7 protein-coding genes are annotated in these 10,846 nt (G+C 64.3%); 3 read left to right on the top strand and 4 right to left on the bottom strand.

All coding sequences use genetic code 11. The annotated features are described in order from the left end of the window. Nucleotides 1-164: 164 nt before the first annotated feature. Nucleotides 165-5,213 carry a trifunctional serine/threonine-protein kinase/ATP-binding protein/sensor histidine kinase gene (locus GYA94_RS16585; RefSeq protein WP_161892730.1) on the top strand — a complete coding sequence of 1,683 codons (5,049 nt, stop codon included), beginning with the start codon at nucleotides 165-167 and terminating at the stop codon, nucleotides 5,211-5,213. Nucleotides 5,214-5,305: 92 nt separating this feature from the next. Here the strand turns inward: GYA94_RS16585 and ycaC are convergent, their stop codons facing one another. Both ycaC and GYA94_RS16595 read right to left on the bottom strand, forming a co-directional pair. Then, entirely contained in the window at nucleotides 5,306-5,932 is a 627-nt protein-coding gene (gene ycaC, locus GYA94_RS16590; RefSeq protein WP_009681634.1) for an isochorismate family cysteine hydrolase YcaC, read from the bottom strand. A 72-nt stretch (nucleotides 5,933-6,004) separates the two neighbouring features. Next, nucleotides 6,005-6,367 (bottom strand): helix-turn-helix domain-containing protein, encoded by a 363-nt coding sequence (locus GYA94_RS16595; RefSeq protein WP_029887800.1) that lies wholly within the window; start codon nucleotides 6,365-6,367, stop codon nucleotides 6,005-6,007. A 180-nt stretch (nucleotides 6,368-6,547) separates the two neighbouring features. On the opposite strand from GYA94_RS16595, the gene GYA94_RS16600 reads away from it, so the two are divergent. Beyond that, nucleotides 6,548-7,522: a GlxA family transcriptional regulator gene (locus tag GYA94_RS16600; RefSeq protein WP_110678603.1), complete on the top strand. Its 975-nt coding sequence runs from the start codon at nucleotides 6,548-6,550 to the stop codon at nucleotides 7,520-7,522. Nucleotides 7,523-7,707: 185 nt separating this feature from the next. Then, complete coding sequence (locus tag GYA94_RS16605; protein ID WP_161892731.1) at nucleotides 7,708-9,495, top strand: monovalent cation:proton antiporter-2 (CPA2) family protein; 1,788 nt, start codon at nucleotides 7,708-7,710, stop codon at nucleotides 9,493-9,495. A gap of 4 nt (nucleotides 9,496-9,499) precedes the next feature. On the opposite strand, the gene GYA94_RS16610 is transcribed toward GYA94_RS16605, so the two are convergent. Next, a complete protein-coding gene (locus tag GYA94_RS16610; RefSeq protein WP_009681630.1) occupies nucleotides 9,500-9,784 on the bottom strand; it encodes a HigA family addiction module antitoxin in 285 nt (94 codons plus the stop codon). 13 nt (nucleotides 9,785-9,797) lie between these two features. Further along, nucleotides 9,798-10,076, bottom strand: coding sequence for a type II toxin-antitoxin system RelE/ParE family toxin (locus GYA94_RS16615; RefSeq protein ID WP_009681629.1), 279 nt, complete (start codon nucleotides 10,074-10,076; stop codon nucleotides 9,798-9,800). Between the last annotated feature and the right edge of the window lie 770 nt (nucleotides 10,077-10,846).

Consider the following 10,846-nt stretch of genomic DNA (forward strand, 5'->3'; position numbering starts at 1 on the left):
GAGGGATAGGGTGTTCAAGGCACTATACAAGCGCCCGGAAAAGGCCAGGGGACGATAACGGACAACAGCGTGCCCGTTCCTGCCAAGCGGGCTGCAACCCGCATTCCCCTTGGGCTGGCTGCGTATACTCACGTCTCGGGATGTCGCCAGCAGGGGGGTGTTTCATGCGCGATGAACGCCTTGCTCACAGGCCCATCGATTACGACCAGACAGTCGACGAAAGCTGGCTCAACAACTGCGACATCACAGCGTTGGGCCAGGATGGCGAGCTCAGTTGCTTCCGCCTGTGCGACCCCACCAGCGGGCAAGCCTGGCTCGCCATGCGCGCACCGCTCGAAGCGCCCGCCGCCTGTCAGCGCCTGGAGCGCGACTACCGGCTGAAACTGGACCCACAGTGGGCAGTGGTGCCGTGCGCGTTCGTGCGTTCCCCCGAAGGCCCACTGCTGGTGTACCCGGCCGGTCAGTCCATCGCCGACCTGCTCAGCGAAGGCCGGCTGGCGCTGGAGCCGTTCCTGGAGATTGCGCTGAACGCCGCCACTGCCTTGGCCCAGGCCCACCAAAGCAATGTACTGCACGGCGCCCTGCAGCCAGCCCACGTGCATGTGCAGGACAACTTGCAGGTGCGGCTGGGCGGGTTCCGTGCAACACCTGCGCATCCGCTCGGCGAGCAAGGCATGCCGCTCGGCAACTGGACCTACCTGGCGCCCGAGCAAGTCTGCCCGCACGGCAGCAACAACGACCTGCGCAGTGACATCTATGCCCTGGGGGCGATCCTGTACCAACTACTGCTCGGTGAATTGCCACTGACCGGGCGCGATACCCAGCACTGGCGTCAGCTGCATGCGGGGGTACAACCCAAGACCGCCTGCGAAGTCGACAACCGCGTGCCGCAGCCGCTGAGCAGCGTGCTGGCCAAGGCCCTGGCCAAGGAGCCGGACGCACGCTACCAGAGCGCACACGCCCTGGCCGTGGACCTGGGCTACTGCCAGCGGCAATGGGCTGCCAGCAAACACATGGCGGCCTTTGAACCAGGTTGCGCCGACCCGGTCGCCGCCCATGGCAGCCGCCTGTATGGCCGCGATGCCGAACAGCAGGCCATTGCGCTGCTGCTCAAGGGGTTGCGCCGCGACAGCACGCCGCAAGTGCTGCATATTCAAGGCGCCGCAGGCATGGGCAAGTCGAGCCTGGTGGCCGCTGCACTCAAGGCCAATGCTCAAGGGTACTGGGCGGTCGGCAAGTGCAACAGCGTGTCGCAGGCTGCGCCCTACGCGCCTTGGGTGGAAATCCTCGGCGCCCTGACCACCCAGTTGCTGGCCAAGGACAGCCACGAACTCGACGCCCTGCGCCACGACATCCTGCGCCGCATCCAAGGCCACGGCCGGCTGCTGGGCAAGCTGGCGCCAGACCTGCAGCTAGTGCTCGGCGCGTTGCCGCCACTGCCAGGCAAACTTACCCCCATGGCGCTGCAGAAGGAGCTGCGGGCCGTGGTCGAATTCCTTGCAGTATTCAGCCGCCCCGGCCTGCCACTGGTGCTGTTCATCGACGACATCCAGTGGGTCGATGACGCCTCGCGCCAGCTCTTGGCGCAACTGCTGGCAAACGCGCCCGGCAACCTGCTGCTGATCTTTGCCCAACGCAGCGACACCGGCACTACCCAAGGCCCGGCCAGCGTCCCCCACTCACTGCGCAGCACCACCCTGAACCTGCGCCCGCTGGCCGTTGGCGCGGTGGCCGAGTTGATCGCCGAGCGCTACCACGTGGATGCTGAAGCCGCCTTGGCACTGGCTGCACAGGTACATGAGAAGACCGCAGGCAACCCGTTCTTCATCCACCAGATCCTGCGCGCCATGGTCGAAGACCAGTTGTTCTTCTTCGATACCCAGGCCATGCGTTGGTCGTGGTGCCCACAGGCCGTGGCCCGTCACCGTTACGCCGACAATGTCGCCGAGCTGATGATCCACCGCCTGGCGCGCCTGCCCGCGCCACAGCGCGACGTACTGCGCATCGCCAGCGCCGCAGGCAGCCGCTGCGACAATGGCGTATTGCAGCGGGTACTGGGGCGGGCGCCAGGCACTGCGGTGCAGGCCCTGATTGCCGCGGGCTTCCTGCTGTCAAGCCAGAGCGGCCTGGGCTTCGTGCATGACCGCGTGCAGGAAGCGGCGTATCAACTCACGCCAGGGCACGAGCGCGAAGCGCTGCATGCGCGCATTGCCCTGGCCATGCTCGGGGCTTGGCCAGACCGCCTGCAGGCGCTGCTGTTCGAGATTGCCCATCAGCTGCAACGCGCCAGCCCGTGCGGGTTTGCCGCAAATGACTGCGCAACGTTCCTGCAGCTTACGTACGAGGCGGCACAGCGGGCGCGTGACAGCCGCGCCTATGAGCAGGCCGCCGGCTACCTGCACACGGCACAACAGCTGCTCGAAGCCTGCAGTACGCTGGAAAGCCGCGCCACGCTTGGCTTTGCCATTGCCAGCATGGCAACGGAGTGCGACTTGCAACTGTCGCGCACGGTCGCCGCCCAGGCCCGCCTGGCTGAATGCCGCCAGCGTGCCGGCTCGACGCTGGAGCGGGCCAGGGTGTGCCAGTTGCAGGCACGCCTGGAGACCTCGCAGGGTAACTGCCAGGCTGCCATCGCCAGCGCGCTTGGCGGCCTGCGGATGCTGGGTATCGAACTCGCGCCAGGCCTTGACCCACACCAGGTGCAAGCCAGCCATGCCCGTGTGCAAAGCCTGATCGAGCAGAAAGGCCTTCACTGCCTGGAGTCGCTGCCACGCACCGACTCGCAAGAGGTCGCACTGGCAGTGGGTTTGCTGGCGACCCTGTCGTCATCCTTCCTGGTGCAGGACGACCTGTGTTTCCTGCACCTGGCCAAACTCACGGAGCTGGCGTTGCTGCATGGCGTAGCGCCAGGGAGCACCTACGGCCTGGCCTGGTACGGGGTGATGTGCGCCGAGCGTTTTGGTGCCTATCACGATGGCCATGGTTGCTGCCTGGCGGCGCTCAAGCTGATCGAGCGCCACGGCCTGGAGGCTGACCTGAGCAGCGCGCTGCTCGCTCTGGACCAGCTCAGTGCCTGGACGTCGCCCATGGAGCTGGCCCGCCGCACCGCCGTGGAGGCCGTCGATTCGGCGCACCTGAGCGGCGACCTGGCCATGAGCTGCCATGCCTGCAACCACTTGGTTTCCGACTCGCTGATCATGGGCCGCTACCTGCCGGAAGTGGCCGAGGAAGTCGCCCAGGGCCTGGCCACCGCGCGCCGGCATGGCTACCTGGAGGTGGCGCAGACCCTGCTGGCCCAGCAAGCGTTCGTCGCCGCCCTCAGCGGCACCACCGGCACGACCGCAACCGCCCCCTCGAACTCGCCCATTACACGGTTCTTCGAGTACCTGTTCGCCGGCATGAGCGCCTTCTACCTGGGCAACCATACGCAGGCCATGGCCAACCTGGCGCGGGCCGGCGACTACGCCTGGGCCGCGCCGGCCCACATCAACCTGACCGACTATCACCTGTTCCGTGGCTTGCTCCTGGGCAGCCCGGAGGCCCCCGGCAGCCTTGCCGACAAGCTGCACGCACTACAGGCATTGCGTGAGCGCTTCGCTCACTGGGCAGGCTTCAACCCGGCCACGTTCCGCAACAAATTGCTGCTGATCGAAGGGGTGATCGCCAAGCTGGAGGGCGACGGGCTGGCCGCCATTCGTTGCTTCGACCAGGCGCAGATCGCCGCCACCGCTGCCGGCTTCATCCACGAACAGGCGCTGGCCCATGAGCAACTGGCGGAGGTGTGCATCCCCAGCGGCCTGATTTCCGGTGCCAACCTGCACCTGCGCGTCGCTCGCGATTGTTTCCACATCTGGGGCGCAACCGGCAAGGTGCAGCAACTCGAGACCCTGCATCCGTTCCTGCGCACCCAGCCGATCCAGGAAACCCAGCGTGCCACGCAGCAGGCCAGGCTGGACCTCGAGGCCGGTATCGAAGCGGCGCGAGCGCTGTCCGAGGAGGTGCTGCTGGAAGGCCTGATCGAAACCCTGATGGGCCACCTGACCGAGCACTCCGGCGCCGACCACGGTGCGCTGCTGATCGTCAGCGGTGCCGAATTCCAGATGGCCGCCCTCGCCTACATCGACGATGCCGGCCTGCACGTGAACATGGACAATTGCCAGAAATTCATGACCCAGGCGCCGTTGTCGGTCATCAACACCACCATGCGTACGCGCAAGCCGCTGGTGCTCAGCGATGCCCAAAGCGATTGCCCCGAAGCCTTTCGCCAGGACCTGCAGGCACGTGGCGCCCGCTCGGTACTGTGCCTGCCCCTGGTGATCCAGGGGGTGCTGATCGGCCTGGTGTACCTGGAAAACCGCCTGGTACCCGGCCTGTTCGGCAGCCAGCGCCTGGCCATGCTGGAGATCCTGGCGGCGCAGGCCGCGGTGTCACTGCAAACGGCCAAGTTCTACACACGCCTGGCCGAAGACAACCAGAGCCGGGCGCAGATAGAGGCGGAGCGGCGTCATTCTCGCGCCGAGCTTGCGCGCACTGCCCACCTGCAAGTCATGAACGAACTGTCGGCCTCGATTGCCCACGAGATCAGCCAGCCGTTGCTGGGTATCGCTGCCAATGCCGCCGCCAGCCTGCGCTGGCTGAAGCGTGCAAAGCCCGACCTGGAAGAAGCGATGGCCGGGCTGGAGGACATCCGCAACGACAGCGAGCGTGCTGCCAACATACTGCGGGCGTTGCGCTCGCTGGCCAAGCAGGCACCGCTGCAGCGCCAGGCGGTGAAGCTGGACGCGGTGATCCGCGAGGTGGTGCGCCTGACCTCGACCGATGCCGCCAAGGGCGCAGTGCAGGTGCAAACCCACTTGCACGCGGGGGTCAGCGTAGTGGCCGACCCGGTGCAGTTGCAACAGCTGATGTTCAACCTGATCACCAATGGCCTGGAGGCGCTGGCGGGGTACCGTGCCGATGGCGTGCTGCGCATTGCCTCGGCGGTAGTTGCGGGGCAGGTAGAGATCTGTGTGGACGACAACGGGCCGGGCATTGCGGTTGAAGAACGCGAGCGCGTGTTCGATGCGTTCTACACCACCAAGGGCAGCGGCATGGGCATGGGCCTGGCGATCTGCAATTCGGTGGTGCAGGCCCACGGCGGCCAGTTGCAGGCGCTGGTGTCGGAGCTGGGCGGCTGCCGGATTCGCTTCACCCTGCCGGCCAGTGACCGCTAGCCTGTGCCGGCCTGTTCGCGGCGCAACCCGCACCTGCGCGTACCACGCTGCAGGAATGGGTGTAGCCGCTGCAAGGCCGGTTCGGGGCTGAATCAGCGCGACGTCAGCGCCGCATAGCTGTTCATCAGGTTGCGATAGTTGGGTATGCGCTGCGACAGCAGGTTGCCCAGCCCTTCGATGTCGTTGCGCCAGTCGCGGTGCAGCTCACAGGCCACCGAGAACCAGTTCATCATCTGCGCGCCCGCCTGGGTCATGCGCACCCACGCTGCCTGCTGCACAGTTGGGTTGAAGGTGCCCGAGGCATCGGTGACCACGAACACCTCGAAACCTTCCGCCAGCGCCGACAGGGTCGGGAAGGCCACGCACACGTCGGTGACCACGCCGGCAATGATCAATTGCTTGCGCCCGGTCGCCTTGATCGCCTTGACGAAATCCTCGTTGTCCCAGGCATTGATCTGGCCTGGGCGGGCAATGTAGGGCGCGTCCGGGAACATGGCCTTGAGTTCCGGCACCAGCGGGCCGTTCGGGCCTTGCTCGAAACTGGTGGTGAGGATGGTGGGCAGGCCGAAGAACTTGGCCAGGTCACCCAGGGCCAGCACGTTGTTCTTGAACTCGTTGGGGGCGAAGTCCTGCACCAGCGAGATCAGGCCGGTCTGGTGGTCCACCAGCAGTACCACGGCGTCGTCTTTGTTCAGGCGCTTGTAATCGGGTTGGCTCATGGGGGTGACTCCTCGGTTGGAAAAGCGGCGCGGTACTACCCGCAGGGGGCTATACCAGTGAATAGCTCCGGCTTAAGAATAGGCCTGGGCCTGGCGCCACGCATTCGGCGGCTGGCCGACCAGGCGGCTGAAGGCACGGGTGAAGTGGGCTTGGTCGCAGAACCCGCATTCCAGGCTCACGTGGGTAATGGGCGCCTCGGTGGCAAGCAGGCGCTTGGCCTTTTCCATGCGTGCCAGCAGGCGCCAGGCCTGGGGCGAAAGCCCGGTATTGACCTTGAAAGCTCGGGAGAAATGGCTGCGTGTGAGGTTGCACAAGCCGGCGATCTCGATGATCGACAGCGAGCTGCGCAGCATCAGTTCCTTGGCCAGGCGCAACCGCGCAGGCGTCAGGGCCCCAGGGGGTTGCAGCGGCATTTGAGGCGTCCCGTCGTGCATGGCGACTCTCCTGTTCAGTAGGGAAAGTCTCACCCCCGGCACATGACAAAGTCCTGAGCCAAAGCTGAATTGTTCTTAATTGTGCGGTGCTGGCCCTGGCGGGTTTGCCGCTACCATAAGATGCGTTTCATATTCAGTTACAGGCCGTCAGCCGCACCCAGTATTCAAGGTAGAAAAGCAATGCAGGAAAAAACCGCCCACCGCACCGTAGCCATGGTGCTGTTCAACGATGTGCTGTTGCTGGACGTGACGGGGCCTATGGATGCATTCGCCATCGCCAACCGTTTCCTGCCGGCCGAGCGGCGCTACCAGTTGCTCACCCTGGCCGAGGGGCAGGCGGCGGTGCGTGGCTCGTGCGGGCTGAAGGTGGTGGCCGACCTACGCCTGGAAGACCTGCCTGCCGTGGTGGATCTGCTGCTGGTGCCGGGTGGCCCTGGCGCGTACGACATCGCGCTGCCAGTGCTCGAGCGCTGGCTACCCCAGGCCGTGCGCAGTGCCAAGCGGTTCGGGGCGATTTGTACCGGGGTATTTTTGCTGGGCCGGGCCGGGCTGCTGGACGGCTACCGTTGCACCACCCACTGGAACTACGTGGAGCGCCTGGCGCAGGCGTTTCCCGCGGCCAAGGTAGAAACCGAGCAGATCTATGTCATCGATCGCTGCCTGATCACGTCTGGCGGCATCACGGCGGGCATTGACCTGGCACTGGCAGTTATCGCCGAAGACCACGGCAAGGCACTGGCCCTGGAAGTGGCCAAGGTGCTGCTGGTGGCGCGCCACCGGCAAGGAGGGCAAACGCCGTATGGGCCGCTGCTGGCGGCAGTGCCACGCGACGACTCGCCAGTGGCGAGGGTGCAGGCATACATCGTCGATCATATCGAGCAGGCCTTCACCGTGCAGAAAATGGCCGACCTGGTGGCCATGAGCGGGCGCAACTTTGCCCGCACGTTTCAGCGCGAGGTGGGGATTACGCCACTGCAATACCTGCAAAATGCGCGCATCGACCGCGCCCGCCAGTTGCTCGAATGCGGCGACCTGCCATTGAAGGTGGTGGCGGCGCAGTGCGGGTTTGGCAGTGACCGGCACATGCGCAAGGTGTTCTGCGAACGGATTGGCATGACGCCGGCGCAGTATCGGGCACAGTTTGGTGGGGCCTGAGTCAGTGTGTTTCCTGTACGGGCCGCTTCGCGGGGAAACCCGCGCCCACAGGGCTGCACAGGTTGTCTCATTTTTCAGGACAATCTTTCTCCCCGATGGCGGATTGTCTAACACCACCCCCGGCCCTCAGAATTGTCCGCCAACCCGTTCGAACGCTGCCCCGGCAGCTCATGGAGTACGAGCCCATGCCACATGAAGGCAGCCTTCTACAAACCGCGGTGATCTTTCTGCTCGCCGCTGTCCTTGCCGTGCCCTTGGCCAAGCGCCTGCAACTGGGTGCCGTGCTTGGCTACCTGCTGGCCGGTGTGGTCATTGGCCCGCAGGCATTGGGTTTGATCCGCGATACCGAAAGCGTGGCGCACATTTCCGAGCTGGGCGTGGTGCTGCTGTTGTTCATCATCGGCCTGGAATTGTCCCCCAAACGCCTGTGGCTGATGCGCAAGGCAGTGTTCGGCGTCGGTACCGCCCAAGTGGTGCTGACCGGCGTGCTGATCGGCGCCATAGCCCTGTTCGGTTTCGGTCAGGCGCTACCTGCGGCCATCGTGCTCGGCCTTGGCTTGGCGCTGTCATCCACCGCCCTCGGCCTGCAAAGCCTGGCCGAAAGCAAGCAACTCAATGCCCCGCACGGCCGCCTGGCCTTCGCCATCCTGCTGTTCCAGGACATCGCCGCCATACCGCTGATCGCCCTGGTGCCGCTGCTGGCCGCCGGCGGGCCGGACACCAGCCACGGCGACAGCCTGCAACACGGCTTGCAGATCTTCGCCAGCATCGCCGTGGTGATCGTCGGCGGCCGCTACCTGCTGCGCCCGGTGTTCCGCACGGTGGCCCGCACCGGCCTGCCAGAGGTGTCTACCGCCACTGCGCTGCTGGTGGTGATTGGTACCGCCTGGTTGATGGAGGAAGCCGGCATTTCCATGGCGCTGGGTGCCTTCCTCGCCGGCTTGTTGCTGGCGGACTCGGAGTACCGCCACGAGCTGGAATCTCAGATCGAGCCTTTCAAGGGCCTGCTGCTGGGGTTGTTCTTCATCAGTGTCGGCATGGGTGCCAACCTGCGGCTGCTGCTGGAAATGCCGCTGGTGGTGCTGGGCCTGACCCTGCTGCTGGTGGCAGTGAAGCTGGTGCTGCTGGTTGGCGTTGGCCGCCTGGCCGGTGGCCTGAGCGGCGCCAGCGCGCTACGCCTGGGCATGGTGCTGGCGGCCGGCGGCGAGTTCGCGTTCGTGGTGTTCAAGCTGGGCAAGGACCAGGGCCTGTTCGACACCCAGACCTACGACCTGCTGCTGATGACCATCACCCTGTCGATGGCCATTACCCCGCTGCTGATGATTGCCTGCGCCCGCGCCCTCAAGCGGCCGCAACCTGCGCGTGAAGTGCCTGAGCAATACAAGCAGATACAGACGGATACGCCTCGGGCGGTAATCGTCGGCATGGGGCGTATGGGGCAGATCGTTGCACGCATCCTGCGCGCGCAGAAGATCCCGTTCATTGCCCTGGAAACCTCGGTCGATGCCATCGAGATGACCCGAATGTTCGAGCAGGTGCCGGTGTTCTACGGCGACCCGCTGCGCCCGGAAGTGCTGCATGCCGCCAAGGTGGGTGAAGCGGAGTACTTCATCATCACCATCGATGACCATGAAGCTGCCATTCACACAGCCGAGCGGGTGAAGCGCCTGTACCCGCACCTGAAAGTGCTGGCCCGTGCGCGCAACCGCCAGCATGTGCACAAGTTGGCGGATGTCGGTGCCGAGCCAATCCGCGAGACGTTCTATTCCAGCCTGGAAATGACCCGCCGCGCGCTGGTGGGGCTGGGTTTGAGCGATGAGCAGGCGGCGGACCGGATTGCACGGTTCACCCAGCATGACGAAGAAGTGCTGGTGGCCCAGGGGCAGGTCCGCGATGACCGGGCCAAGGTGATGCAAACGGCCAAGGAGGCGCGGGTTGAGTTGGAGCGGTTGTTTGATTCGGATGCGGACTGAACAATCAGGCAAATATCAACCGCTCTATCTTAGGATGCTCACGGTGGGCCGCTTGCCAAAGATCGTAGGCCGCCTGTTCGGCAAGGTACTGCCGGGCAGGACCGAGGCCAGCCAATTCAAGTCGATAAGCAAGATCGGCAGATATTGCGGCACGCCCATTGAGCACCGTGGATAATTGCCCCCGTGAGTAGCCCAGGTGACGAGCTAACTCAGAGACGTTCATTCCAATTGCGGGCAACACATCCTCTCGCAATGACTCCCCGGGATGGGGAGGATCAAACATAGGCATGGCTGAGGCCTCCTTAGTGGTAATCGAGATAGTCAACAAGCTCCACATCGGTACCAATGAAGCGAAACACGAGGCGCCAGTTACCCGAAACATTCACCGCCCAAAAGCTTTCCAGCTTTCCATGCAGGGGATGAAGACGATAACCAGGGCGATTCATATCTGAAGCCGTTTTTGCTACGTCAAGGGAAGCAAGCAAACGCCGCAAGCGATTGACATGATCCGCACGCACCCCAGATGTGTCACGTTGCTGATGGAGCAGCCTCAGGCCCTTGTGCCTGAAACTTCTGATCATTGAAGGGTTAGTGTAAGGTCATGCCTTACACCTTTCAAGCTGGCAGTGGAGCGGAACATGGGGTTACTCCTGAAGGATTTCCGGGTTGCCCAGTTTGCTCTCGACGTTCCTCAATGGCGCCGTCATGCCATCCTTTTTCACTGTCAGAAATTGCCCAAAGCGGAATGGGGCACTCGCCAATCTGGGGGCTCTGAACGCCCTCATCCTGTCTCCTGACGATCACCGGGTCGCTGTCGGTTCAGCGATCGGGTATGGAAACCCGGATGTGATAAAGGGCTGCCGTAATGGCAGTTGTGCGCGTGTAGCCGTTTGGCCAACCGGCTTGCCTGCCCACCGGTTTTCCACCCCGCGTACAACTTCGGCCTTCTGCGGGGAAATGGGTCGTTACAGTTCAGCCCGACACAGCCCAACGCGCCTTCAACCGCTGCGATGCTGGCCACCCACACTCGTTCACCGTAACGCCCTGGTGCATGTCGCCCAGTACCCGCGGGGCGCTTACGGCTGTGGCTACAAAGCCTTGGAACACCTGGGCGAAACCGGCAAGAGCCTGTTCTGGTGCAACCTGAATGCAGTCAGTGAATTGAGATTGCCGGTGCCGGCCTCTTCGCGGGCATGCCCGCTCCCACAGGTGAATCGCGCAGGCTTTTCAAATTTTGAGAAAGACAGTTGCTCCTGCAAGTACGGCGGCAACTCCAAGCCAGCGCAGACCCCCTGTGGGAGCGGGCATGCCCGCGAACACCGGCAAAGCCGGTGCCAGACACCGCGTCGCC

It is taken from the genome of Pseudomonas juntendi (assembly GCF_009932375.1).
Taxonomy (GTDB): Bacteria; Pseudomonadota; Gammaproteobacteria; order Pseudomonadales; family Pseudomonadaceae; genus Aquipseudomonas; species Aquipseudomonas juntendi.

Excerpts from the sequence above, each read along its gene's own strand:
- GYA94_RS16585 (WP_161892730.1), top strand. The coding sequence starts at position 165 with ATGCGCGATGAACGCCTTGCTCACAGGCCCATCGATTACGACCAGACA.
- ycaC (WP_009681634.1), bottom strand. The coding sequence starts at position 5,932 with ATGAGCCAACCCGATTACAAGCGCCTGAACAAAGACGACGCCGTGGTA.
- GYA94_RS16595 (WP_029887800.1), bottom strand. The coding sequence starts at position 6,367 with ATGCACGACGGGACGCCTCAAATGCCGCTGCAACCCCCTGGGGCCCTG.
- GYA94_RS16600 (WP_110678603.1), top strand. The coding sequence starts at position 6,548 with ATGCAGGAAAAAACCGCCCACCGCACCGTAGCCATGGTGCTGTTCAAC.
- GYA94_RS16605 (WP_161892731.1), top strand. The coding sequence starts at position 7,708 with ATGCCACATGAAGGCAGCCTTCTACAAACCGCGGTGATCTTTCTGCTC.
- GYA94_RS16610 (WP_009681630.1), bottom strand. The coding sequence starts at position 9,784 with ATGCCTATGTTTGATCCTCCCCATCCCGGGGAGTCATTGCGAGAGGAT.
- GYA94_RS16615 (WP_009681629.1), bottom strand. The coding sequence starts at position 10,076 with ATGATCAGAAGTTTCAGGCACAAGGGCCTGAGGCTGCTCCATCAGCAA.